Consider the following 25,496-nt stretch of genomic DNA (forward strand, 5'->3'; position numbering starts at 1 on the left):
AGATGTGTATAAGAGACAGGGGTGGCGGGCAGGGGGACGGCGGTGCTGGAAGAGGTACTCATGGCTGGCCTTTTGGCGGAGGCATATCTAAATAACTTCACGAAATATTAATTTCCCGCCTACTATTTGAAAAATCTTTATTTCAGATATGTAATATCAGGAATTCTGATAATTTAGCGACCATGACTCCTGACCAGCTGCTTACCTTCGCCGCCGTGGCCGACGCCGGCAATATCAGCCGCGCAGCGCAGTTGCTGAACCTGTCCCAGCCTGCCGTTTCCGGCCAGCTACGGATGCTGCAGGAATGGTTCGGCGAACCCCTGTACCGCCGCAGCGGGCACGGTATCGCGCTGACCGAAGCCGGCGAGCGCCTGGCCGAGCAGGCGCGCCAGCTGCGCCAGGTGTACCGGCAGGCCCAGGCGGTGCGCGAATCCTGGCGCGGGCTGGAAACCGGCGATCTGCGCCTGGGCGCCAGCACCACCCCCGCCAGCTACCTGCTGCCCAGCCTGGTGGCGGATTTCCGCCTGGCCTTCCCGGCGGTCAGCCTGCATCTGTCGGACGGCAACACGCGCGAAATCGTCGAGCGCCTGCCGGCCCTGGACCTGGCGTTCATCGAGGGCGACGTGCCCGCAGGACTGCCCGCCGACACGGCCGTGCATGCCTGGCGGCAGGACGAAGTGGTGGCGGTGGTGCGTGCGGACCACGCGCTGGCCGGCAAGGGGGCGGTCACGCTGCGCGATCTGGCGGCTTCAGCGCTGGTCATGCGCGAGCCCGGTTCGGGCGTGCGCCGGCTGGTGGAGCGTGCGTTTGCGGATGCGGGCCTGGCGCCGTCCGTGGGGCTGGAGCTGGCCGGCGTGGAGGGCGTGAAGCAGGCAGTGCGTGCCGGGCTGGGCGTGGGCTTCGTGTCCGTCATGTCGATGCGCCATGAGGATGGCGCGCTGGCGGCCTTGCGCCTGTTGCCCAAGCCGCTGACGCGGACCCTGAGCATCCTGGTGCCGCACGCGGACGCGGCCGCCCGCGCCGCCGAACGCTTCCTGGCGATGTGCCTGGCGGTCGGGGCGGCGGACGGCGTTTGAGGGTCAGGCCTTGGCCAGGCGCTTGAGCGCCAGCTGCACCCAGTATGTGCCGCCCAGCGGCAGCAGTTCGTCGTTGAAGTCGTAGCTGCCATTGTGCAGCATGCAGGGGCCCAGGCCGTGGCCGCTGTCGCGATGTTCGCCGGTGCCGTTGCCGATCCACACATAACAGCCCGGCAGTTCCTGCAGCATGAAGGCGAAGTCTTCCGCGCCCATGGTGGGCTGCACGTGATCGTTGACGTTGGCCTCGCCCACGATGTCGCGCAGCACGTCGGCGCAGAACGCGGCTTCCTCGGCGTGGTTGATGGTCGGCGGATAGTTGCGCTGGAACGTGAACTGCACTTCGCAGTCCATCGCTGCGCAGGTGTGGCGCGCGATCTCTTCCATACGGCGTTCGATCAGGTCCAGCACGTCCAGCGTGAAGGTGCGCACCGTGCCGCGCAATTCGGCGTGGTTGGGCACGACGTTGTCGGCGCTGCCGGCGTGGATCTGCGTGATGCTGAGCACCGCCGCGTCCAGCGGATTGCGGTTGCGCGTGATGATGGTCTGCAGCGATTGCGCCAGCTGCACGGCCGCCATGACGGGATCGATGCCCAGGTTGGGCATGCCGGCGTGGGTGCCCTTGCCCTTCACGATGATGGAGAACTCGTTGCTGGAAGCCATGATGGGGCCGGCGGTCAGGCCGAACTGGCCGGCTTTCATGCCGGGCCAGTTGTGCATGCCGAATACCGCTTCCATGGGGAAGCGCTTGAACAGGCCGTCGTCGATCATGCGCTTGGCGCCGCCGCCGCCTTCTTCCGCGGGCTGGAAGATCACGTAGACCGTGCCGGCGAAATCGCGGTGCTGCGACAGATATTGCGCAGCGGCCAGCAGCATGGCCGTGTGGCCGTCGTGGCCGCAGGCGTGCATCTTGCCGGCGTTAGTGCTGGCATGCTCGAAGGTATTGGCTTCTTGCATGGGCAGCGCGTCCATGTCGGCGCGCAGGCCCACGGCGCGGTCGCCCGGCAGATTGCCGCGGATGATGCCGACCACGCCGGTGCCGCCCAGGCCGCGGTCGATTTCGATGCCCCATTCTTCAAGCTTCGCCGCCACCACGTCGGCGGTGCGGAACTCCTCGAACGCCAGTTCGGGATGCGCGTGGATGTCGCGTCGGATCTTGGAAATGTCGTGATGCCACGCGACGATGGGTTCGAGCAGTTTCATGGGGCTCTCGGGCGAAAAAAGGGAACGCAACAAGGGTATCATCAATCAAAAACCAATTTAATGGAGACAAATACCATGACGCGTCCGTGGCTTGCCCATTATCCGCAGGGGGTTCCGGCGGAGATATCGACAGACGGTTATGCCTCCCTGACTGACTTGCTGGACCGGGCCTGCAAGCAGTACGCCTCGCGCATCGCGTGCACCGCGATGGGCAGCAACATCACTTATGCGCAACTCGATGCGCACGCGCAGGCGTTCGCCAGCTGGCTGCAAAGCGTCGGCCTTTCCAAGGGCGAGCGCGTGGCACTGATGATGCCCAACGTGCCCGCCTATCTGGTCAGCATGCTGGGCACGCTGCGTGCGGGGCTGGTGGTGGTGAACGTGAATCCGCTCTACACCGCCGAAGAGCTGCAGCGCCAATTGCTGGACAGCGGCGCGTCGGCCATCGTCATCCTGGAGAATTTTGCGCATACCTTGCAGCGCGTCACGGATCGCGGGCAGCTCAAGCATATCGTCGTGACCGGTCCGGGCGATCTGCTCGGCGGCCTGAAGGCGCCGCTGGTCAACCTGGCCGCGCGCTATGTCAAGAAGATCGTGCCCGCGTGGCAGATCGATGGCGCCCGCATGCTGCCGGATGTGCTGCGCGACGGCGCGCGCCAGCGCTTTGCGCCGCCCGCGCTGTCGATGGACGACGTGGCGGTGCTGCAATACACCGGCGGCACCACCGGCGTGCCCAAGGGCGCGATGCTGTCCCATCGCAACCTGGTGGCCAACGTGCTGCAAACGGAAGCGGTGGCGCAGCCGGTGGTGCACGACCTCGCGGACCAGCAGCTCACCATCATCAGCGCGCTGCCGCTCTACCACGTGTTCGCGATGACCGTTTGCGGGCTGTACGGCCTGCATGCGGGCATGCGCAATGTGCTCATCATCAATCCGCGCGACCAGCCTTCGCTCATCAACGCATGGCGCAAGGTGCCGATCAATGTGTTCCCCGGCGTCAATACGCTGTTTAACGCGCTGGCCCACAACGAAGACTTCGCGCGCCTGGATTTCTCCGGCTTGCGGCTGACCTTGGGCGGGGGCATGGCGGTCCAGCAGCAGGTTGCCGAACGCTGGCTGAAGATCACCGGCAGGCCGCTGATCGAAGGCTATGGCCTGTCGGAGACCTCGCCGGTGGCGACCGTGAATCCCACCAACGCCACCGCGTATTCGGGTTCCATCGGCCTGCCGCTGCCATCCACCGACGTGGCCATCCTCGATGACGAAGGCCGCGAAGTGCCGCTGGGCGAACGCGGCGAGGTGGGCATCCGCGGACCGCAGGTTATGCTGGGATACTGGCAGAAGCCCGAGGAAACCCGCCACTCCATGACCGCCGACGGCTATTTCCGCACGGGCGATATCGGCATCATGGACGAGCAGGGCTATACACGCATCGTCGACCGCAAGAAGGACATGATTGCGGTGTCGGGCTTCAAGGTCTATCCGAACGAAGTCGAGGCGGCGGTGGCCCAGCATCCGGGCGTGCTGGAGTGCGCGGCGATCGGGGTGCCGGACGAGCATTCGGGCGAAGCCGTCAAGGTGTTCGTGGTGCGGCGGGATCCGACGCTGACCGAGGCGCAGATCCAGGATTGGTGCCGGGAAAAGCTCACGGGCTACAAGCGTCCGCGCTATGTGGAGTTCCGCGATGAGCTGCCCAAGAGCAACGTGGGCAAGATATTGCGCCGGGAACTGCGTCCCGACGCAGTGGCGGGCGTACCCGCAGGCAAGGCGGCGTAGGGCCGTCAGTCCTTCTTGTCGAGGTGCGGCGCGATCATCTCGTGCAGGGCGCGTTCGATGGCCTTGTTGCCGGCCACGACGCGCCCGCCGATGGGCCAGGGATCCTGGCGGTGCATGTCGGAACATGCGCCGCCCGCTTCGCGCAGGATCAGCGTGCCGGCGGCCACGTCCCAGGGCGCCAGGCCCATTTCCCAATAGCCGTCGTAGCGGCCGCAAGCGGTCCACGCCAGGTCCAGTGCCGCCGCACCCATACGGCGCACGCCGCGCGCGCGGTTGATGGCGTCATGCAGCATGGGCATGTACTGCGCAGCGAATGAAAAGTCGCGGAACGGGAAGCCAGTGGCCAGCACCGCATCTTCGATGGTCGCCGTGCGCGAGCACTTGATGCGCCGTCCGTTGAGCCAGGCGCCCAGGCCGTGGACCGCGGTAAAGAGTTCCTCGCGGCTGGGGTCGTAGACCACGCCGACCACGGGCGTGTCCTCGGCCAGCGTGTCGGACGCCGATATGGCGGTGCCTGCGTGTGCGATCAGCGCGATCGACACGGCGTAATGCGGGATGTCGTGCAGGAAGTTGGTGGTGCCGTCCAGCGGGTCGATATACCAGGTGGCGCTGCCTTGGGGCTTGCCGCCCGTTTCTTCGGCGACGATGCCGAACTTGGGCGTGCGCGTTTGCAGCTCCTGGATAATGGCGGCCTCCGCCTCGCGGTCCGCCTGGGATACGAGATCGTTGCGCGCCTTGCGGTCGATCACGAGATCGGCGCGGTGATGCGCGTAGGATTGCAGTATGGCCGCGCCGGCATGGGCTGCCGTGACTGCCGCGTCGATCGCGGCGCACAGGTCGATGGGCGAGGTCTGCGAGCGGGGCTGATCATAGGTATCCATGAAACCAGTGTAAGCCCATGTATGCGTCAAATCCGTGGTGAAGCCCCGAAACCGCCATGCCGCGTGGCTTCCGCCCAACGCGGCCGCATCCGATAATCCGCGCTGATTTTCATTCTCTATTTCGTCTGCCGCCGCCGTTTCCATGTCCTTCTCCTATGCCCCCCTGATCCCCGCCAAGGCTGAATTCGACGCCGATGGCCGGCTCTACAGCCCCGCTTATGGCGATGTCTACCATTCGCCGTCGGGCGCGCTGGGACAGGCGGAACACGTGTTCCTGCGGGGCAATGGCCTGCCTGAGCGTTGGCGCGGACGCCGAGCATTCACCGTCTGCGAAACGGGTTTCGGACTGGGACTGAACTTCCTGGCTCTCTGGAAGGCATGGCGCGACGATCCGCAGCGCAGCGCCGCGCTGCACGTGGTGTCGCTGGAAGGGCATCCCTTTGAACGCGAGGACCTGGCGGCTCTCTTGACGCGTTATGCGCCCGAGCCCTTGGCCGGTCTGGGGCGACAACTGGCGGCAGCTTGGCCGGTCTTGTTGCCCGGACTGCATCGCCTGGAATTCGAGGGCGGCGCCGTCACGCTGACGCTGGGCTTTGGCGATGCGCAGGTCCTGGCGTCCCGTCTGCGCGTCGGCGTGGACGCGTTCTTCCTGGACGGCTTCGCGCCTGAACGCAATCCGCGGATGTGGGAATTGCCCTTGCTGCGCGACCTTGCCAAGCTTGCGGCGCCCGGCGCCACGCTGGCCACCTGGGCCTGCACCGGCGAATTGCGCCAGGCCTTGCGGACGGCGGGTTTCGAGGCGCGGCGCGCGCCCGGCTACGGCGGCAAATGGCATATGACCGTGGCCACTGCGATTGCCCCTGGAGGCGCGGCCGCGGACGTCCCGCACGCGGAGTCCCGCTACGCCGTGGTGGTGGGAGCGGGGCTGGCGGGAGCCGGCATCGCCCAGGCGCTGGCCGCGCGCGGATGGCGTGTGACCGTGATCGACGCGGGCCGGGCGCAGGGCGCGGCGGCGCACGCAGGGCATGTCGCGGCGGCCTTGACGCCGGTGGTGGCGCGAGACGACAACGCGCGGGCGCGCCTGTCGCGCGCCGGCAGCCTGCGCGCGCTGGCGCGCTGGCAGGGTTTGCCGGCAGGCGCGGCGCCCCTGGTCTGCGGCACGGTCCAGCTTGAGCGCGACGAAGGCCGGTCCGCGGCCTTGGCCGGCACCCTGGAGACCCTGGCCTTTCCCGAACACTGGGTGCGCCAGGTCAGCCGCGACGAAGCCAGCGCCTTGGCCGGCCTGCCGCTGGCGCGCGGCGGCGTGTATTTCGGACAGGGCATGCTGCTGCGGCCAGACTTGTTGATAGAGGCCCTGCTGGCGACCGAGGGCGTCACGGTGCAGCCCGGCGCGGCGGCCAGGGTCGAACGCGCCGGCGCCGGCTGGCGCGTGCGCGATGCGGAGGGCGCTGAACTGGCGCGAGCCGATACCGTCGTTCTGGCCAACGCGTTCGGCGCGCGCGCCGTGCTGGCAGACAGCGGCTTGCTGGATCCCTTGCCGCGCGTGGGCCAGATGCACGCGCTTGCGGGAGAAGTGACGCTGCTGCCTGCGCAGACGCTGCGTGGCGGTCCTCGCTGCATCGTGGGCGGCGAGGGCTATCTGCTGCCCGACGTGGGCTCTGGCTGCGTGGCCGGCAGCACCTATGTGCATGGCGCGGCCGAAGCGCGGATCGGCGCCGAGGGCCAGCGTGTCACCCTGGACAAGGCTGCGGGCCTGCTGGGCGGAGGCTTCCCCGAATTCGAATCCCTGGAGCCCGGCAGCCTGCCGGGCTGGGCCGGATGGCGGGCCGTGCTGCCCGGGCGCTTGCCCGCCGTTGGAGAACTACCCCACGCGCCGGGCCTGTGGTTGGCCATCGGCTATGCATCGCGGGGGCTGTCTTGGTCGGCGCTCATGGGAGACCTGATCGCCGCGCGTCTGGCTGGGGAGCCGTCGCCTTTGGAAACCGATCTGGCCCAACTTATTTCGCCACGATGAAAAAAAGCCGAAAGGGGCGCCGGGAGCTTGTCCCGGGTGGCGTAGAATGGCAGGAATTGCCCGGATTTGGCGCCAAATTGGCCTGAGTTGGCCGCGAACCTGGCATTTTGGCGGCTCGACGGCCGCTCCTCTTGGGGGGCGCTGGCCGAAGGCTTTAGACCCCTTTTATGGATGAGATCGCAGTCCAAATGAGGGACCGAGTTTATTTCAAAGCCCAAATCCGTCAAAATAGCGTCTTTTGATGGTTTTTGGCTTAAGCCGGGGGATGCTCTGTGCCGCCCAAGTTCGACTTTGCCCATACTACCCAGCTCGAAAACGTCGAGCTGCTGACGTCCCGCCCCAGTCGCATCGATTTCGACGCGGGCGATGGGTTGCATCTGGTAGTCGAGGCGCATGCGCCTGGCGTCTTTCGCCTGCGCTGCGGCGAGGCTAATCACCTTACCGATGACAAGCCCGGCGCGCGTGCTCGCGCCGTGGCGGAAATGCTGCTCGCGCGCCAGGAGGCCGTGGGCGAAGCCGTTATCGCTCCGCGCGACGACGGGGAGGGCTGGCGGATCACCCAGGGTGACGTCTCCCTGGAAATCCTGTCCAACCCCGTGCGCGTCGCGATCTACCGCAACGACGAACGGGTGTTCGAGTCCGAGGTATCCGCGCATACGCCCGCATTCGGGCACAACGCGCTGGACCAGGCCGACGACGCCGTCTGGACGGCGGGTTTCACGCTGCAGTCCGACGAGCGCATCTATGGCCTGGGCGAAACCCCGGGCGATCTGAACCGCCGCGAAGAATCCGTGGTGTCCGACGACCCCGAGCACCGCGCCCTGCCTTTGGCATGGAGCCCGCGCGGCTGGGGGGTCTACGTCAACACCATGCGTCGCGTCGAACATTCGGTGGGCGTGGCGCCTGCGGATTCCGCCTATGTACTGACCGTGGACGACGTCGTGCTGGACATGTTCCTGTTCGCTGGCGAACCGGGCGAGATCCTCAATCAGTACACCGCCTTGACCGGCCGCGCGGGCCAGCCTTCGCTGTGGGCGATGGGCGCGTGGCTGCAGCAGGCCCCGGGCGAAATGCCCACGGACACCGTGGCCTTGGTCGCTCGCATGCGCGAAAACCAGATTCCGGTGGATGCCGTGACGCTGGCGCAGCCTGCGGCCTGGGGCTTCCAGTCGGACAAGACGGTTTTCGAATGGGACGCCCAGCGATTCCCTGACGCCAAGCAGATGCTGGCGCTGTTCCACAAGCACCATGTGCATGTCGCCGCTTCCGGCTTCCCGGGCGTGCTGAAGACCAGCCCGCTGTTCGAGGAACTTGAAGACCGCGGCTGGCTGTTGGCCAAGGACGACGGTTCGGCCCAGGTGTTCGACGGCACCGCCGCCACCTCGGGACAGCCCTACGGCCTGCTGGACCTGACCTACCGCGACATCTACAACCTGTGGGTGGAGCGCCATCGCCAATTGGTCGAAGACGGCCTGGACGCGCCCGCGTGCGACGCCCAGATCGCCATCCCCGACGGCGTCACGGCCCGCAACGGCGAAACCGGTCCTGCGCTGCGCAGCATGTATCCGCTGCTGGTGCGCCGCGCGCTGTTCGATGCGGTCGCCGGCCTGAAGGTGCCGCCGGAAGGCGTGGTGCCCAGCTCCGATCTGTTCCCCGCCGCCCAGCGTCTGCCGTGGCAAGTGGGGCCGCAGGTTGAAAACACCTGGGAAGGGCTGCGTCACACCCTGCGCACCGCGTTGTCGATCGGCGCCAGCGGCTTGCCCGTCCAGGTGCATGGCATCGGCTCGGCCGCGCGCGACCGCGCCGGCATGACGCCCGAGCTGTACCTGCGCTGGCTGACCGCCGGCGTGTTCTCGTCGAACTTCACTTTCCAGGGCGTGGAAGGCCTGATGCCATGGGACTTCGGCGAAGAAACCCTGGCGCATGCCAAGACCTGGATGCAGTGGCGTTACCGCCTGGTGCCTTACGTGCTTGGAGCCATCGAGGACTCGGCGCGCACCGGCTTGCCGGTGCAGCGTTCCATGGCGATGTCGTTCCCGAACGATCCGCACGCGCACGACTGGGACCTGCAATACCTGCTGGGTCCGGCCCTGCTGGTGGCGCCGGTGACCGAACCCGGCAAGCAGGTGCGCGTGTACCTGCCCAAGGGCGAGGCCTGGTGGGACCTGAACACCGGGCACCGCTACGAAGGCGGCACCACCTGGACCATCGATTGCGAACTGGGCCAGTTCCCGGTTTTCGGCCGCGAAGGGCACATGCTCTGTCTTGGACCGGCGGCGCAGCATACCGGCGAGTTCAACTCGGCCCGCATCCTGGACGAGGTCTGGATGTTCGGCATGCCGGTGCATAACCCGGTCGTCATGCGCAACAAGATCCGCGTGATGCAGATGCAAGGCTCCAGCTACATCAAGGGGCTGGAAGGCCTGCGCATCTCTCCGTCCGAGGGCCTGGAAGTCAAGCGCCGCGGCGCGGAAGTCCGCATCTCGCGCGCACGCTGAAAAAGCCGGCTGCGGCCGGTCCGGCACAAAATGGGCAGTCAGGAAGGCTTTCCTTCCTGACTGCCCTTTCGGCATTATGGCGTGTGCTCCTTAGGGACATAACCGGGCGCGGGCACGGGCTCTTATATTACTTGTAGTTATAAAAAATGAAAGAAACAGTCGTTCTCTGTAGAAGAGAAAAGATACAAAATCGCTTGCCATGATTCAGATCGAGAACCTATCCAAGACCTACGCCACGCCGCACGGACAATTCCAGGCGCTGCGCGGTATCAACCTGCATATCAAGCAGGGCGAGGTCTTCGGCATCATCGGCCCCAGCGGGGCCGGCAAAAGCACGCTGGTCCAGTGCATCAACTTGCTGGAGCGGCCCAATGAAGGATCGATCGCCATCGGCGGCCAGTCCCTGACCGGCTTGAACGAGGCGCAGTTGCGCGAGCAACGCCGCCGCATCGGCATGGTGTTCCAGGGGTTCAACCTGCTGTCGCGCCGCACGGTGTACGGCAACGTTGCGCTGCCGCTGGAAATTGCCGGCGTGGCCAAGGCCGAGATTCCGGCCCGCGTCGAGCGCTTGCTGGCGCTGGTGGGCCTGGAGCATTTGCGCGACCGCTATCCCAGCCAGATCAGCGGCGGCCAGAAGCAGCGCGTCGGCATTGCCCGCGCCCTGGCCAACAACCCGGACGTGCTGCTCAGCGACGAAGCCACGTCCGCGCTGGATCCGGAAACCACGCACAACATCCTGGCCTTGCTGCGCGACATCAACCGCAAGACCGGCGTGACCGTGGTCATGATCACGCACCAGATGGAAGTCGTGCGCGAGGTCTGCGATCGCGTCGCCGTGCTGTCGCAGGGCGAAGTCGTCGAAATGGGCAGCACGCGCGAAGTGTTCGCGCAGCCGCGCCACGAAGTGACCCGCGCCATGGTGTCGGCCGCCACCGCGTCCGACCTGACCGACGCCACGCTGGCCGCGGTCAAGGAGCGCATCCAGGCGCTTGCCGCCGCCAAGCCGGGCCAGGCCGTGCGTCTGCTGCGCCTGTCGCTGACCGGCACCGACGCGTCGGGCTCCTTCCTGTCCGACCTGTACAAGCAGTATTCGCTGGACGTGGGCCTGATCCAGGCGCGCGTGGAAGACATCCAGGGCGTGGCCGTGGGCACGATGTTCGTGCTGGCCCAAGGCGCGCCCGCATCGGTCAAGGACGCGATTGCCGCGCTGGCCGCCCGTGACATTACCGTTGAAGAAATAGCTCATGAGTCCGCAACTGATCGACCTGCTTATTACGTCGCTGCTTGACACCCTGCTGATGGTGGGCGTGGCCAGCGCCATCGCGGTGGTGATCGGCATTCCGCTGGGCGTGATCCTGACGGTGACGGCCCGCGGCAACATGCTCGAGAACCAGTCCGTCAACCATGTGCTGGGCGCGGTGATCAACGCCACGCGTTCGGTGCCGTTCGTCATCCTGATGGTAGCGATCATCCCGTTCACGCGCCTGGTGGCCCAGACCTCCATCGGCACCACCGCCGCCATCGTGCCCTTGTCGGTCGCCGCGATTCCGTTCATGGCCCGCATCGCCGAAAACGCCATGCGCGAAGTCGACCCGGGGCTGATTACCGCGGCGCGCGCCATGGGCGCGTCGCCCATGCAGATCATCATGAAGGTGCTGCTGCCCGAATCCTTGCCCGGCCTCATCGCAGCCACGGTCGTCACTGTCGTCAGCCTGATCGGTTATTCGGCCATGGCCGGGGCCATCGGCGGAGGCGGCCTGGGCGACCTGGCCATCCGCTACGGCTATCAGCGTTTCCAGTCCGACGTGATGGCCGCAGTCGTCATCGTGCTGATCGTCCTGGTCCAGGTGATCCAGAGCCTGGGCGACCGTTACGTGCGCCGCATCTCGCATCGCTGATCCTGCCGGCGCCGCATCCATTTCTCCTCACTTCCGACATTCGGGATACTGCAACATGAGCATCAAGGTTTTGAAGTCGCTGGCCGCGTTCGCACTCGGCGCCGCCGTTTTCGCCCAGCCCGCGCTGGCCCAGGACAAGCCGCTGAAGATCGGCGTGACCGCCGGCCCGCACGCCCAGATCTTTGATGTGGTGAAGCAGGAAGCCGCCAAGCAGGGCCTGAACATCCAGGTCATCGAATTCACCGACTACGTGCAGCCCAACGTCGCGCTGTCCTCGGGCGACCTGGACGCCAACAGCTACCAGCACCAACCCTATCTGGACAACGCCAACGCCGACCGCGGCTACAAGCTGGTCAGCATCGCCAAGACGGTGATTTTCCCCATCGGCATCTACAGCAAGAAGATCAAGTCGCTGTCCGAGCTGAAGGAAGGCGCCCGCATTGCGCTGCCGAACGATCCGACCAATGGCGGCCGCGCCCTGCTGTTGCTGCAGGCCAACGGCTTGATCAAGCTGCGTCCTGATGTCGGCCTGAAGGCGACCCCGATCGACGTGGTCGAGAACCCCAAGAAACTGCGCTTCATCGAACTCGACGCTGCTCAGTTGCCGCGCTCGCTGGATGACACCGATGCGTCGGCCGTGAATACCAACTTTGCGCTGGAAGCCGGCCTGAATCCCGCCAAGGACGCCATCGCCCAGGAATCGCCCGACTCGCCGTACGCCAATGTGCTGGTCGTGCGTGAAAAGGACAAGGACCGTCCCGAGTTCGCCAAGCTGATCGCCATCTATCACAGCCCGGCCGTGAAGCAGTTCATCGAGACCAAGTACAAGGGCGCGGTGGTGGCCGCCTGGTAAGCCCAGCACCGCCAGCTCCAGGAACGGCCGCCGCGAGCGGCCGTTTTTTGTTGCTCGGTGGAAGTTATGGGCTGGGGCCTTGCATGGAATTTTGACAAACGGCGCCAAATCGGCCATAATTTCTGGCTTCGGTCGGGTTGTTAGCTCAGTCGGTAGAGCAGCGGACTTTTAATCCGTTGGTCGCGAGTTCGAGTCTCGCACAACCCACCACCCCAATTCTCGTACAAAGCAATGGCTGTCCAAGCATTGCTGTACTCAAGAAAAACGCCGCTATTTCTAGCGGCGTTTTTTTCGCTTCTTGATCATTGTGGTTCATGACCTGGCTATGGACTCGGCTTGTGGCCGGGTTGAAGCCGCTGCTGGACCGGCGCGCGTTGCAGCCGGTCCATTCGTGTTGCTCTCTTACGTAGAGGCCGCAAACGCGATGAGGGTCGGCTCCGCCATCGGCACATGCCGCGGGGGCTGGGACGATGCCGTCTTGAACACTTCGACCGCATGCAGCAGGTCGCGCGCCTGTTCCGCCATGGAATGCGCCGCGGCAGCGGATTCCTCGACCAATGCCGCGTTCTGCTGCGTCACGGAGTCCAGTTGGGCGATGGCGACGTTGACCTGTTCGATACCGATGGCTTGTTCGCGCGACGCGGTGGCGATCTCTCCGGTTATTGTCTTCATGCGCATCACCGAGGTCACGACTTCCTCCATGTCCCGGCCAGCCCGCGCGGCGAGATCCCGTCCGGCCTGGACCACGGAAGTGGAGGTCTCGATCAGGTCTTTGATTTCCCTTGCGGATGTGGCGCTGCGTTGAGCCAGCGCCCGGACCTCGCCGGCGACCACGGCGAAGCCGCGGCCTTGATCCCCGGCCCTGGCGGCTTCCACCGCAGCGTTCAACGCAAGTATGTTCGTCTGAAATGCAATGCTCTCGATCAGCGACACGATCTGAGCGACCTTTTCGGAGTTGGCGGAAATCTCTGTCATGGCTGCGAGCATCTCGGACACTACGCTGCCAGCTTTCTCGGCTGCCTTGGCTCCTTCAATGGCTACTTCGTCTCCGCTTGCCGCGTTGTCTTGATTCAGTCGCACGGTGGACGTCAGCTGTTCGATGCTGGCGGCGGTTTCTTCCAGAGAGGCGGCCTGCTCCTCGGTACGGTGCGACAGGTCTGCATTGCCTTGGGCAATCTGACCAGCAGCCGTCGAAATCGACGAAGCCGACGATTTGATTGCATCGACGATTCTGGATAGACGGGATCGCATGGATTCCAGACCATGCATCAAGCTGTGGTCATAGCGGGAATCGAGCTGCAGTCGGCTGGTCAGATCGCCATCCGCGATGCTTACCGCCAGGACTTGTGCATCGCCGGGATCGCCACCCAGCTGGCGCAGGATGCTGCGCGCCGTGAGACAGCCAGCAAGCACCCCAAGCAGCAGCGCGATCATGACGGTCGTTCCTACAGCCCATTGCAACTGGTTCGCGAACGTTCGGGTATCCGCCGCGCGTGCGTCGTTGATCTGCGTTTCGAGCGCCGCGAGTGTGGAAAGCGTTTCCTGGAGCACGCGTTGCTTGGGCCGCAGTTCCTCTTCCAGCAGATGTTGCGCGTTCTGGCGGTCGCCGTTCAATCCTTCTTCCATGACACGCACGAACTGCGAACGCATGTCTTGTTGTGCAACGCCGGCGGCGGCGAACAGACGCCTTTCCTCGTTGGTGGTGCCAGAGCGGCTGGAGAACATGCCGCCCAGCTTGTCTCGAGATTCGTTGTAGAGTTTCTCCGCTTCATTTGCCCGCAGTAATTCGGCCTTCAGCACCGACGGATCCGTGAGGAGCAGAATGTTGCGGATCGCGATGGCCTGTTCCTGGACTTGGTAGCGCATGTCGATCGCCAGGCGCCGCTGTTCGTTGTTGATCGAGGTGATCTGATAGACATCCTGCTCCAACGCCCGGATGCCAAACGCGCCGAGAACGCCGGACACCAGCAGCGCCACCATGATCATCGCAAAACCCATGGCAAGGCGAGTACGCATCTTCAGCTTTGATGGCTTCATTTCAATTTCGCTTTCAAAAATGGAATCTCTGTATTCGGTTCACGCTGTCCGGACTATACGGACGCGCTGCGCGCGACAAAAGACAGAAATTTTGTTCCGCCAAGCACTTTTTCCTATTTTGTAGGCGACCGTAGATCACGCCGCGCAAGCCCGCGCGGCGCAGGTGAAAGCCATCCATCGATTTATCGCGCCGGGTTGTCGGACTGCGTGATGACGCAGTTGCGGCCAGAGGCCTTGGCGCGATAGAGCAGTGCGTCCGCTTGCTTCAGCAACGCGTCGATATCCCTGATTTCATCTGCCCGCGCGCAGACCACGCCAAAGCTGCTGGTGATCGACGTTATGGTCCTGCCGTCGGCAGGGACCGTCAGGCGTTCGATGCGGCGGCGCATGCTCTGCGCCATTGCGCTTGCTTGCGCCATGCTGGGAACCGTGCATAGCACCGCGAATTCTTCGCCGCCGATGCGCGCAACGATGTCGGTGCGCCGCCATGTCTGATGGCATGCCTGGGCCACCGCCACCAGCACGTTGTCGCCGCCGGCGTGGCCGTAGGAATCGTTGATCCGCTTGAAATGATCGATGTCGAAGACGATCAAAGTCAGCATCTGTTCCGGCTCATGCAGGCTTGCGCACAAGGCTACGGCGCGGACGTGAAATGCGCGACGGTTGAGCAGCCCCGTGAGGAAGTCTGTCTCCGCCAAGGTCGCCAGATCGGCGATGAGCCGCTCGCGTTCATGCTCTGTCCGGGACTTGGCGATGGCGTCCTCCTTCAATCTCTGAATGGCGTCGAACAGGCCGCGGACTTCCTTCCGATAGCCGGCGCCGGAGATTGGCGCGGGGGCGTTGTCATTGATGGAGTTGATGATTTCGGTGGCCACGACGAATGGTCGTATCAGACGCCAGCGGAACTTGGTGAATCCCCAGGTGGCGGCCAGCAACAGCACGATGGCGACCGCTGTGGTCGTGACCAGTTCCGTCACCGCGTTGACGCGTTGCCGTTCCAGGAGCTTTTCCAATACGCTCAGCACTTCATCGCGGAAGTCGACGATGGATTGCATCAGCGGAACATAACGCTCCTGCGTGCCCGCCTGCGGACTGGGCGAGTCAGCGCTTGAAGGCGGCGTGTGGCGCAAGGTTTCGATGTACTCCAGGCCTGCGCCAAAGTACTCAAACTGAACTCGGGGATAAGCGCGCGTCTCGAGGTCCGCATGGGTGGAAAGCTGTACTTCAAGCAACGCACGCAATTGCGAAACGCGTCCAAGCTGCTGTTCGATGCGTTGCGTTTCCAAGTCACTGAGGGGGCGACGCTGAACCTGTGCGGGCATGAAGGAGGATCCCAGCAGGCCGGCTTGTTCGCGCAGGCCTGCTGCAAGCATGGCAATGGTCATGAGGCCGGGGCTTTCGACTTCATGTCGGATCACGACGGCCGAGTTGTCGAGCGCGGTTTCCTCGAGAGCGGGAATGAGCCCGGCCATGATGACCACCACGTCATTCAGCTCTTGCGCGCTGATCAGCGCACGCGGCCTGGCGATGAGCCGATCTGCGGCGGCGCGGTGTTGGACCAGGGTCCGCGCGATGTGCTGGACGGTGGCTCGGACATCCCTGCAACTGTCGCAGCTGCGGGTTCGGTGCAGTTCCAGCAGCTCGGCAATTCTGTTGTCGCTGGCGTTGCGCGCGAGTTGTAGTTCTTGCTGTCTGGCCTCGGATACCGGCTGGCCTTCAATCAGCGCCGCATTCATCGAACCGCGTTCCATCAGGACGGTAGCCATCGCCTCCAGCGTGCCCTGGACGACGCCCAGGCTCGACATGGCATCGCGCGCCGCCGCGTGGGCCCGCCAGCTATGCGTAAGTTGAATGCCTATCAGCGCGCTGACCGGGATGAGCACGCCGATGACATAGGCCACCGTGTAGCGGTTCAGGGATTTCAAAAGAACGGTGCGGACGAAGAGGTTTCAACAGGCGGGAGGGGTAGCGGCAGACTTGCCGCGTCGCGCGCGATTCACTCCTTGGCTCCGAGCGTGTCCTGCAGTATCACTTTGTTGAGCGCCAGGATGGCGATAAGGCGTTCAAGCCGGTTGCACTCGCTTTCCAGCTTGTTCAGCAACTTCAGTTCAGAGGACGCAAGCCCGTCGTAATGCGTCTTCCACTCGTGGAAAATCGCTACGCTCACGCCCATGCGCTTGCAGATGTCAGACATCGGCGTGCCAAGCGTCGCCTGTCTCAACACATGCCTGATCTGTTCTTCCGTAAAGCCCAATCGATCCATGTTATGCACCCCCCGTATCCTGAGACGAAGTCAATTCCTTTCAAACCATGAGCGCGTACACCCCGAGCAATCGCTTTGACTCATTGCGTCAAGCTACCTGCAAGCCGCGTAGCGCCTGTAGCACTGCAACCCGGGTTTGTCCCAGCACCATGCCGTGCCAATTCGCCTCGTTGCAATAGAACGCGTCCAGCGTGGTCTGCAGGATGGTCCGCCGCAATTCGTCCGGCGCTTCGGGGTGCGCGTGCAGCCAGTTCCTGCCGCACAACGCATGCACCATGGCGTCGAAACGGACAGCCCCGAAAACAATGGCCATGGACGTCGGCAGCGACAAAGGACAGGCCTGATAAATCAGATCGGCAAGCTGGCCGGAGATATCTACCGACACCGAGTTGCCTTGATAGGGAACGGTAATGTCGCTTCCCCACCACTGGCGTGCGCGCGCCACTTCGGCGTCGTCGTGGCGGCCGGCGTAGAGTTTTTCGCCGTGGCCGCGCGGTCCCCAGCCGGTGTGCACGTCGATCCAGCCGATATGGGTACGCGTACGCGCATGCTCGTGCAGGATACGGCGCAGGTTTTGCAGCGATGCCGCCGGACGGTCACCGCCATAGAACAGGCCGTTGGCGTGCGAATACTGGCCCCGCGAGACCGCTTGCGCGAATGTGGACTGGCCGTGTTCGGCGATGTACTGGGCGATCAGTTGCTGGTTGGATTCTGTGGGGGGCCATTCCTCGGGCAGCAGCAGGTCGTGCAGCCTTGCGTATTCGGGGTTTGCCGGTAGCGGTCGTCCGTCGAAGGGCAGTCCGTTGCGGTTCAGGTCGATGTTGTACTCGTCCGTCCGGGCGATCCAGGAATAGCCGTAAGGATTGACCGCATGCACCAGCAGCAAGGCCACGCCGGCCTCTCGTGCGCGGGCCAGCATGACGGTATCGTCGAGCAGCGCGAGCTGGCACCCGGAGCCGCAGAATCCTTCCACTCCCAGCACGGCGGATGTCATGATGAGAATCCGATCGGCGTCGGGGTCGCCGATGTAGGCGACATCGGTGCTCAATGCCTCGCCTTCGCTGCCGGTCTGGTCGATGCCATAGGAGTGGAACGAATCGGCGAGCGGCCTGGCCGCCTGCGCAAAACGCTCGCGCGCCTGGGCGTAGCTGCGGGAAAAGTAGCTCGCGCTGGTTAGCATCAGGCCTCCTGTAAGCCGGACAGGGCTTGCAGAACGGCCACGCGGCTTTGGCCCAGGATCATGCCGTGCCAATCGGCGGCGTTGCAGTAGAACGCATCCAGCGTGGCGCTCAGGATGGCGTCGCGCTTGGCGTCGTCGGCCTCTGGATGGGCAAGCAGCCAGTTGCGGCCGCGCAGCGCTTCGATCATGGCGTCAAGGGGAACGGTGCCGAATTCCAGCGCCATCGGCGTGTGCAAGGCGTCCGGACAAGTCTGGTAGATCAGGCCCGCCAACTGGCCGGTAATGTCCACCGATGCGGAACTGCCTTCGTAGGGAACGGCGATATCGCTGCCCCACCATTGGCGGGCCCTGGCGACCGCGGCAGCGTCGCGGCGGCCCGCGTAGATTTTCTCGCCGTGACCGCGAGGCCCCAATCCTGTATGCACGTCGATCCAGCCGATATGCTTGCTGCGACTGCCGTGCTGTTGCAGGATATGGCGCAGATTCAGTAGCGACGCAGTGGTGTGGTTGCCGCCGTAGAACAGGCCGTCGGCGTGCGTGTACTGTCCGCGGGTCACGACCTGGGCAAAAGCCGCCCGGCCGTGCTCGGCGATGTAGGCTTCGATTCGCGCGATGTTCGACGGGGCGGGCGGCCATTCCTTGGGCAGCAGCAGATCATGTACTTCGGCATATCCAGGGTTCTGCGGCAGGGGGCGACCGTCGAAGATCTGGTCATTGCGATTCAGGTCGACATTGTCTTCGTTCGTACGCGCCAGCCAGGAAAACCCGTAAGGGTTGATTGCGTGCACGAGCAGCAACGCCACACCGGCCCTGCGGGCGCGTTCCAGCATGGCGGCGTCGTCCAGCAGGGCCAATTGGCAGCCCGAGCCGCAAAAGCCTTCCACGCCATGCGTGGCGGAGGTCATGATCAACAGCCGTTCCGCGTCCGGTGGGCCGATCAACGCGACATCGGTTGCCAACGCTTCGCCTGCGCGGCCCGCGGGTTCGATGACGTAGGAGTGAAAGTGCGTGGCCAGTGGTTTGGCCGCGAGCACGAAACGGTGGCGAGCCTCTTCGTAGCTGCGCGAGAAGTAGCTGGAACCGAGCTGCATCAGGCCTCCTGAGCGTCGATGTCGTCGTGGGTGCGGTCGTCGATCCAGAACAGCACCACTGTTGAAAGAGCTATCGCCACCATCAGGAACCACGCCGGCGCCATGGAGTTGCCGGTAACGTGCAGCAGCCAGGTCACGAAGAACTGCGCGAAGCCGCCGAACACGGAGATGCCCAGTCCGTACACGACCGACATGCCCGTCGTGCGTACGGCCTTGGGGAAGAGTTCGGGAAGCATAGTGAATGCCGGCGCCGACTGCAGCGCCACCAGTACCGCAAACAGGGCGACGAGCAACATCAGCCGTTCGGTGCTGGGTGCGGTCATCAGCCACTGGAAGCAGGGCAGCAGGACGATCAGGGTCGCCAGGCGCGACCAGAAGATCACGCGCTTGCGGCCATAGCGGTCCGCAAGCATGCCGACAAATGGCGCAATCAGGAAACCGACAGCGCCGAACACGACGCTTGCCGACAGCGTGGACGTCGCCGGCAAGCCCAATTCCCGGTTGGCATACGCTGGCATGTAGAAGCTGAGGATCTGCGTGCTGACCATGCCGCCGATGAGCAACAGGATGCCCTTGAGTATGGTGACCTTGTAGTCGGCGAAGACGCGGCGCAAAGGTTGGTGAGTGGTGGCGCGGTGCGCGGTCGCGAGTTGCGGTTTGCCGGTGTTTTGAGGCGAGCTGGTCAGCGTTTCTTCGAGGTTGCGGCGGATGTAGGCGCCCACGGGCACGGTCAGGATGCCGATCACGAATGGCACGCGCCAGCCCCAGGCCTGCATCTGTTCCGTTGTCAGTCCCATGGTCAGCAGCGTCACGACCAGTGCGCCAAGCATTACGCCCAGCGACTGGCTGCCGAACTGCCAACTGGAATAGAAGGCGCGCTTGCCTCGTGGCGCATGTTCAACCAGCAGGGTGGTGGAGGCGCCGACCTCGCCGCCCGCGGCGAAGCCCTGGATCAGTCGGGCCAGCACCATCATGACCGGGCCGACCATGCCCATTTGCGCATACGTGGGGGCCACGGCGATCAAGGCACAGCCCAGGCCCATCATCCACAGCGTCAGCGTCATGGCCGCACGGCGGCCGTGGCGGTCGGCATAGGAGCCGATGAGCATGCCGCCCACGGGGCGCATCAGGAATCCGACGCCGAAGGTGGCGGTGGTCAAGAGCAATTGGCCGTAGCCCGAGGCGGCCGGGAAGAACAGCGGGCCGAGCACCAGCATCAGAAAGGTGAAAACGGTGAAATCGAAGAATTCAAGTGCGTTGCCGATGGTGGTGCCAGCGATGACGCGCCGGCGCATGGACGGCGTGTGGAGCGCGTTGGACGCGGTCGCTGCGATTGCGATAGACATGGTTTCCCCTGGTGTCTGGTGAGAGGTGCGCCGATCCGTGGTCCCGGGCCTTGGGCTCGCCTCTCGAAGGGCACTATACGGATGCCCTTGGATAAGAAAAAGAAAGAAAATTCGATTTGGTGAACACTTTTTTATATAGAGCAGCCTCCCTTTCCCCCAGTGTTTTGATCTGGTCGCCAACATGGAATGGCGATTCAGATTCGGGGTGTCACGCCACAGGCGCGTCAGTGTCGTCATGGGGCGGCCATGCCGATCGGCAGGCATGGTTTTCCCTGGTGTCTCTCGGGGGGCGCGGTCTGTGCATCCGGGTCTCGGCCCCCCCCTTCTTTGAGAGGCACTATAAGGACGCCTTGAAATAAGAAAAAGACAGGATTTGCGTTCTAATGAATACTTTTCCTTATAGGGCGGGTGACCTGGAAAGTCCTGCGCATATACCCCGGGGGCGAATCGTGCCTTGCATGAATGGTGGCCGCGCCGGTGGCGGCGTTCCTGCCGCAGGCTGCCGGTGAATTCCGCGCGAGCACATCTGTGCGCCGCTGGTATATGGTTGCCATAGAATGAAAAACCGAAGTTGCGCGCAGTGATCTGTCCTTTTGTATTCCGCAAAAGTCCGCCGGAGCCGAACGCATGAACCTACGCCAATTGCGCGCCTTCGCGTTGATCGCCGAGCATGGCAGCATCCGCGCCGCGGCGCGAGCGCTCTCCGTGACGCAGCCCGCCGCGACCCGCAGCTTGCGCGAACTCGAACAGACCGTGGGGGTCGATCTCGTGCGCCGCAGCGTCAAGGGTGTGGAGCTGACTACCTACGGCGAGGCGCTGTACAAACGGGCCATCGTCATCCTGCAGGAGACCCGCCGCGCGCGTGAGGAAATCGGTCAGATGCGCGATGGTGAAGGCGGTACGTTGAACCTGGCCGTGAGTTCGGCGGCGCTGGTCGTCGTGCCGGACGCACTGGTTGCATTCCGCGCGCGCATGCCGCGCGTGGCGGTTTCGTTCAATGAAGTGGCGCCGCCTTACAGCCATGAGCAGCTGGAGTCCGGACGCTACGATTTTCTGGTGCAAACCGAGTACGACGGCGAGATCATCGACGGTTTCGCGCATCGTCCGCTGTTCACGCTGCCGCTCGCGGTCGGCGCGCGTCTGGGGCATCCGCTGCGCAAGGCGCGCAGCCTGGCTGAGTTGCATGACGCGCCCTGGCTCGTGCCGGGCAACCCGGAAGCCCCCACAAACCTGCTGAGGCTGGCTTTCGCCGCGCACGGCCTGTCTTTGCCGCGCGACACCATTTCCTGCCATTCGGTGGCAGTGGCGTTGGCCATCATGGCAAAAAGCGATGCGCTGGGCATTTTCGTACGCCCTTTGTTCGAGCATGACCTCCTGCCGGCGAACATGCGCATGATGCCGTTGGCGCATGAGTTGCCTTCTGCCCGCATTTCGATCCTGGCAAAAAAGGAGTCGCCGCCCACGCCGGCCGCCGAGTGCTTCATCGATTGCCTGATCGCCACACGGGACTCCATGTTCGCTGCCTCCAAGGAAGGGCGGTCCAGCGCGCAAAAATCCGGTCTCATGGACTCCGCGGGACTGGCCCTGCCGTGATGCCGGCTGTCGCCCGGAATTTGGGTCAGCGCGCCGGCCTGCCGCGCTTGGGAAGGCTCGCGCCCAGCAGCGCCATGAGCTCCCGATGGTTGCGCACGCCCAGATGCTGGAAGGCCCGGTAGCGATAGGTCAGGGCAGTGGTCTCGGACACGCCCATTTCCAGGGCTGCTTCCTTGGTGGTCAGTCCGTCGAGCACATGTGTGATCAGTTGCCGTTCGCGGCCCGATAGCTTGGTCAAGAGTTGTACCTGCAGCGGCTGGTCCGCGGGCGCGCGCCGGGTCACCTGGACATGGCGCATGACTGCCGCCGCGATCAGCGACGCGTGTTGCGACATGCGCTCGAAGTCCTTGGGACCGTAGTCCGGATACGAAAAGTTCCGGTGCAGACTGACCGCCACCCGGTAGCCGTCAGGGAACACGGCCAGCAGCGACATGCGTTCGCGTATGCCGGGCTCGTCATAGCAGACGCGGCGGTAGTGGGCATCGGCGACCTCTTCGGCGAATTGATGCCCGATCCAGAGTTGGCGCGCTTTGGCGGGTTTGCGCCGGGACAGCCAGATCATGTTGGAGTCCTGCTTGTCGAAGCCCAGGCGCATGTATTCGATGGCGGTCAGCGTTGCGACTTCACCGATGGCGCTGGCGCTCGAAACGGCTTCCACACGCCCGCTGCTGCGCAGCGCAAACACCGTGCAATGACTGGCGGGCAAGGTGGTGCCCAGCGCGTCCAGCACCCCGGCGGCGAAGTTTTCGGCGCCGATTGCATTCATCAGTGCAATGCTCAGCGCCTGGCCGGGAGGAAGGGGCCGCGGCGGCAGCGGCAGCAATTTCATAGCGGGTTAGTCTGTCCTGATTAATTAGGACATATTAACCAGTCCGGCCCCGCAGAATATGACGCAAGCCAATACGGCCTTTTTTTGATGACACGTTCAGGACTTGCGCATGCCCTTGGAAAGAATCGGACCCTTCGAGTACCGGCGCTACCCGCCGTCGCTGCCCCGGCTCAACGCGGAAGGCGGTGAGGCCCGGCATCATCGCGTGCTGATTGCGGGCGGCGGTCCGGTGGGGCTGGCGGCCGCGCTGGGTCTGGCCCGACTGGGCCTGGACAGCGTGGTGATCGAGGCCGACGACTCGGTCTGCGAGGGCAGCCGCGCGGCCTGTATTTCGCGGCGCAGCCTGGAAATCCTGGACCGCCTGGGCGTGGCGCCGGCCTTCATGGAAAAAGGCCTGGCCTGGACTCGGGGCCGCAGCTTTTACGGCACCGAGGAGGTGCTGGTGTTCGACATGCCGTCGACGCCGGGCGACAAGTACCCGCCGATGATCAATCTGCAGCAGTACTACATCGAACAGTTCCTGCTGGACGCCATCGACGACATCAATGGCCGCTTCCCGGGGCGGGTGGATATTCGCTGGGCCAGCAAGGTGGTCGAATGCCGTCCCGACGCCGGGGGCGTGAGCGTGCGGGTCGAAAATCCGCTTGGCAGCTACGAGACGCGCGCCGACTGGCTGCTGGCCTGCGATGGTGGCCAGAGCTTCATACGCTCCAGCCTGGGTCTGGAACTGAAGGGTACGGGCTATCAAGGCCGCTACGCGATCGTCGATATCGAGCTCGCCAGCGACCATCCTGCGGAGCGCCGCGCCTGGTTCGACCCGCCCTGGGCGCGCGGGACCACCATCCTGATGCATCGCCAGCCGGACAACATCTGGCGGGTGGACTATCAACTGGCGGCCGGCGCGGATGCCGCGCAAGCCTTGCAGCCGGATCAGGTGCAGGCATTCGTGCAGACGCATCTGGACGCCATCGGCGAAGGACATCTGCCCTGGACGCCGGTGTGGACTTCGGTGTACCGCGCGGGCGCGATGACGCTGGATGCCTATCGGCATGGCCGCATCCTGTTCGCTGGCAACGCCGCGCATGCCATGCCGATTTTCGGCGTGCGCGGCTTGAATTCAGGTTTCGACGATGCCGACAACCTGGTCTGGAAGCTGGCGGCCGTGCTGCAAGGCAAGGGCGCGGATGCTCTGCTGGACAGCTATTGCGGCGAACGGCGGCAGGCGTTCCACATCAATGCCGAGAACGCCATGCGCAGTACCGAGTTCATGTCGCCGCCGCATCGCGGCTTCGATCTGATGCGCGAGGCCTGCCTGTCGCTGGCGGGCCGGCATCCGGGCATCGCGCGCTTGGTCAATCCGCGGCAGACGCGAGCCATCGCCTATGCGGGATCGCCCTTGTCGACGGATGACGAGGGCGGGGGCGATTGGGCGCCAGGCGCGCCGCTGGCGGATGGCGGGACGGCGGGCGGCGGGCACCTGACCGATCTGCTGACGCCTGGCAGTTTCACTTTGTTGGCGTTCGGCGGCTGGCCGGAACAGGAGGCGCTGGAAGCGCTGACGGCTTCGCCTGCGTGGCGGTTTCTGCCTTGCCGTTGTGCCGCGCCTGCGGCGCACGCGGAGTCGCCGCAGGCCGGCATGGCCTATCTGTTGCGGCCCGACGGCCATGTCTGCGGCCGGTGGCGTTCGCCATCGCTGGATACCGTGCTGTCCGCCATCGAACGCGCCTGCGGGGCGCAAGGAGCCATTCAATGATTGTCGACGCCGCGGTCCAGGACCGTATCTATGCCCGCTGCAGCAACGCCATCGCGACCGCTGGGCGCGGGCGTGAGTCCTTGTTTCTGGCGCGCCTGGCCCTGCTGTTGTTCGAGCAGGTCCAGGACGAGCAGCGTTGCCTGGACGCCATCGAGCACGCCTTGCTTGACCTGCCCAATCCCTCGCTTTCAGCCGACTGACCGGCGACGACCATTCCAAAGGAGATAGACTTGAACCGACGCCATTTCCTCGCGGCGCTGGGGGCCTCGGCCCTGGCCGCCGCCACGCCGCTGGCCCGCGCCCAGGGCAAGTATCCCGACCAACTGATCAAGTGGGTGGTGCCGTATCCCGCGGGCGGAGGCACCGACAACCTCGCGCGCACGCTGGCCGAGTCCATGCGCGCCGCGCTGGGCCAGCAGATCATCATCGACAACCGGCCGGGGGCCGCGACCAATATCGGCGCGGAGCAGGTCGCCAACGCCAAGCCCGACGGCTACACCGTCATGTCGGCGGACAACGGCGTGCTGGCCTTTAACGAGCACCTCTTCCGCAAGCTGGCCTTCAGTCCGGAAAAGGACTTCACCTATATCGGGGCCATCGGCAAGTTTCCGCTGGTGCTGGTGGTGAATCCGGCGTTTCCGGCTGCGGACTTCAAGACGTTCATGGCGCGCGTGCAGGCCGAGCCGGGCAAGGTGGACTACGCCTCGGTCGGCAACGGCTCGCCGCATCATCTGGCCATGGAGCTGTTCCAGAGCCGGACCGGCGCCCGTCTAACCCACGTGCCTTACCGCGGCGCTGCGCCCGCCATGCAGGACGTGATGGGCGGGCAGGTGCCGGTAATGTTCCTGGACCTGGCTTCGGGCGCGTCCATCATCAAGGCCGGCAAGGTGCGGCCGCTGGCCATTGGCTCGCAGGCCCGTTCGCCGCTGCTGCCCGATGTGCCGACGCTGGCCGAACTGGGCGTGCCGGACGCCGAGGTGTTCGCGTTCCAGGGCATGCTCGGCCCCAAGGGCATGCCGGCGCCAGCGGTCGCGCGCCTGAACCAGGAGCTGAATGCGGCGCTGGCCAATCCCGCCGTGGTGAAACGCTTTGCCGAGTTCGGCTTCGAGCCGCTGCCCGGAACGCCTGATGAATTCAGGACTCTGGCGCGCGCCGAATCGGCGCGCTGGGGCGAAGTCATCCGCGCCAACAAGATCTCGCTCGATTGA

Annotated in this window: 20 protein-coding genes and 1 tRNA gene; 12 read left to right on the forward strand and 9 right to left on the reverse strand. The window is 64.7% G+C overall.

Annotated features, from left to right (window positions below):
• Window positions 1–182 precede the first annotated feature (182 nt).
• A complete protein-coding gene (locus DXK93_RS24350; protein ID WP_054457583.1) occupies window positions 183–1,076 on the forward strand; it encodes a LysR family transcriptional regulator in 894 nt (297 codons plus the stop codon).
• 3 nt (window positions 1,077–1,079) lie between these two features.
• Here the strand turns inward: DXK93_RS24350 and DXK93_RS24355 are convergent, their stop codons facing one another.
• Window positions 1,080–2,276, reverse strand: coding sequence for a M20 aminoacylase family protein (locus tag DXK93_RS24355; RefSeq protein ID WP_119451413.1), 1,197 nt, complete (start codon window positions 2,274–2,276; stop codon window positions 1,080–1,082).
• Between the two features lie 75 nt (window positions 2,277–2,351).
• Here DXK93_RS24355 and DXK93_RS24360 point away from each other — a divergent pair, with 75 nt between their 5' ends.
• Window positions 2,352–4,052, forward strand: coding sequence for an AMP-binding protein (locus DXK93_RS24360; protein WP_054457581.1), 1,701 nt, complete (start codon window positions 2,352–2,354; stop codon window positions 4,050–4,052).
• 5 nt (window positions 4,053–4,057) lie between these two features.
• On the opposite strand, the gene DXK93_RS24365 is transcribed toward DXK93_RS24360, so the two are convergent.
• Complete coding sequence (locus DXK93_RS24365) at window positions 4,058–4,933, reverse strand: inositol monophosphatase family protein (RefSeq protein ID WP_054457624.1); 876 nt, start codon at window positions 4,931–4,933, stop codon at window positions 4,058–4,060.
• 142 nt (window positions 4,934–5,075) lie between these two features.
• Between DXK93_RS24365 and mnmC the strand changes: the two genes are divergently transcribed.
• From mnmC to DXK93_RS24395, 6 genes are all read left to right on the forward strand, one after another.
• The gene (mnmC, locus tag DXK93_RS24370) at window positions 5,076–6,947 is read left to right on the forward strand and encodes an FAD-dependent 5-carboxymethylaminomethyl-2-thiouridine(34) oxidoreductase MnmC (protein WP_119451415.1); all 1,872 of its coding nucleotides are present in this window, start codon (window positions 5,076–5,078) and stop codon (window positions 6,945–6,947) included.
• 272 nt (window positions 6,948–7,219) lie between these two features.
• Window positions 7,220–9,445, forward strand: coding sequence for a TIM-barrel domain-containing protein (locus DXK93_RS24375; RefSeq protein WP_119451416.1), 2,226 nt, complete (start codon window positions 7,220–7,222; stop codon window positions 9,443–9,445).
• A 199-nt stretch (window positions 9,446–9,644) separates the two neighbouring features.
• The gene (locus DXK93_RS24380) at window positions 9,645–10,733 is read left to right on the forward strand and encodes a methionine ABC transporter ATP-binding protein (RefSeq protein WP_054457578.1); all 1,089 of its coding nucleotides are present in this window, start codon (window positions 9,645–9,647) and stop codon (window positions 10,731–10,733) included.
• Window positions 10,690–11,343, forward strand: coding sequence for a methionine ABC transporter permease (locus tag DXK93_RS24385; RefSeq protein WP_042796433.1), 654 nt, complete (start codon window positions 10,690–10,692; stop codon window positions 11,341–11,343). Before DXK93_RS24380 ends, DXK93_RS24385 begins: the two co-directional genes overlap by 44 nt.
• A gap of 55 nt (window positions 11,344–11,398) precedes the next feature.
• A complete protein-coding gene (locus DXK93_RS24390) occupies window positions 11,399–12,196 on the forward strand; it encodes a MetQ/NlpA family ABC transporter substrate-binding protein (protein ID WP_054457577.1) in 798 nt (265 codons plus the stop codon).
• Window positions 12,197–12,330: 134 nt separating this feature from the next.
• Window positions 12,331–12,406: transfer RNA gene (locus tag DXK93_RS24395), tRNA-Lys, on the forward strand.
• A gap of 192 nt (window positions 12,407–12,598) precedes the next feature.
• Here the strand turns inward: DXK93_RS24395 and DXK93_RS24400 are convergent.
• The 6 genes from DXK93_RS24400 to DXK93_RS24425 form a co-directional block, all read right to left on the reverse strand.
• Window positions 12,599–14,233, reverse strand: a complete 1,635-nt coding sequence (locus DXK93_RS24400) for a methyl-accepting chemotaxis protein (protein WP_119451417.1) — start codon at window positions 14,231–14,233, stop codon at window positions 12,599–12,601.
• 182 nt (window positions 14,234–14,415) lie between these two features.
• Window positions 14,416–16,158 carry a diguanylate cyclase gene (locus tag DXK93_RS24405; protein WP_054457575.1) on the reverse strand — a complete coding sequence of 581 codons (1,743 nt, stop codon included), beginning with the start codon at window positions 16,156–16,158 and terminating at the stop codon, window positions 14,416–14,418.
• Between the two features lie 71 nt (window positions 16,159–16,229).
• Window positions 16,230–16,496: a transposase gene (locus tag DXK93_RS24410; protein WP_054457574.1), complete on the reverse strand. Its 267-nt coding sequence runs from the start codon at window positions 16,494–16,496 to the stop codon at window positions 16,230–16,232.
• A gap of 88 nt (window positions 16,497–16,584) precedes the next feature.
• Complete coding sequence (locus tag DXK93_RS24415) at window positions 16,585–17,676, reverse strand: M14 family metallopeptidase (RefSeq protein ID WP_119451418.1); 1,092 nt, start codon at window positions 17,674–17,676, stop codon at window positions 16,585–16,587.
• Window positions 17,676–18,767: a M14 family metallopeptidase gene (locus tag DXK93_RS24420; RefSeq protein WP_054457572.1), complete on the reverse strand. Its 1,092-nt coding sequence runs from the start codon at window positions 18,765–18,767 to the stop codon at window positions 17,676–17,678. The genes DXK93_RS24415 and DXK93_RS24420 overlap by 1 nt, the downstream gene beginning before the upstream one ends.
• Window positions 18,767–20,113, reverse strand: a complete 1,347-nt coding sequence (locus DXK93_RS24425) for an MFS transporter (RefSeq protein ID WP_054457571.1) — start codon at window positions 20,111–20,113, stop codon at window positions 18,767–18,769. Before DXK93_RS24425 ends, DXK93_RS24420 begins: the two co-directional genes overlap by 1 nt.
• A 627-nt stretch (window positions 20,114–20,740) precedes the next feature.
• Here DXK93_RS24425 and DXK93_RS24430 point away from each other — a divergent pair.
• Window positions 20,741–21,706 carry a LysR substrate-binding domain-containing protein gene (locus tag DXK93_RS24430; protein WP_054457570.1) on the forward strand — a complete coding sequence of 322 codons (966 nt, stop codon included), beginning with the start codon at window positions 20,741–20,743 and terminating at the stop codon, window positions 21,704–21,706.
• 25 nt (window positions 21,707–21,731) lie between these two features.
• Here DXK93_RS24430 and DXK93_RS24435 read toward each other — a convergent pair whose 3' ends face one another.
• Window positions 21,732–22,535, reverse strand: a complete 804-nt coding sequence (locus DXK93_RS24435) for a helix-turn-helix transcriptional regulator (protein WP_054457569.1) — start codon at window positions 22,533–22,535, stop codon at window positions 21,732–21,734.
• Between the two features lie 109 nt (window positions 22,536–22,644).
• Here DXK93_RS24435 and DXK93_RS24440 point away from each other — a divergent pair, with 109 nt between their 5' ends.
• Genes DXK93_RS24440 through DXK93_RS24450 form a run of 3 tightly spaced genes read left to right on the forward strand, consistent with a single transcriptional unit; the run spans window position 22,645 to window position 25,496 of the window.
• On the forward strand, window positions 22,645–24,288 hold the full coding sequence (locus tag DXK93_RS24440) for an FAD-dependent monooxygenase (protein WP_054457568.1): 1,644 nt from the start codon (window positions 22,645–22,647) through the stop codon (window positions 24,286–24,288).
• On the forward strand, window positions 24,285–24,488 hold the full coding sequence (locus DXK93_RS24445; protein ID WP_054457567.1) for a hypothetical protein: 204 nt from the start codon (window positions 24,285–24,287) through the stop codon (window positions 24,486–24,488). Before DXK93_RS24440 ends, DXK93_RS24445 begins: the two co-directional genes overlap by 4 nt.
• Before the next feature lie 30 nt (window positions 24,489–24,518).
• A complete protein-coding gene (locus tag DXK93_RS24450; RefSeq protein ID WP_054457566.1) occupies window positions 24,519–25,496 on the forward strand; it encodes a tripartite tricarboxylate transporter substrate binding protein in 978 nt (325 codons plus the stop codon).

The sequence above is a fragment of the Achromobacter sp. K91 genome, assembly GCF_003576205.1.
Lineage (GTDB): Bacteria > Pseudomonadota > Gammaproteobacteria > Burkholderiales > Burkholderiaceae_B > Achromobacter > Achromobacter aegrifaciens.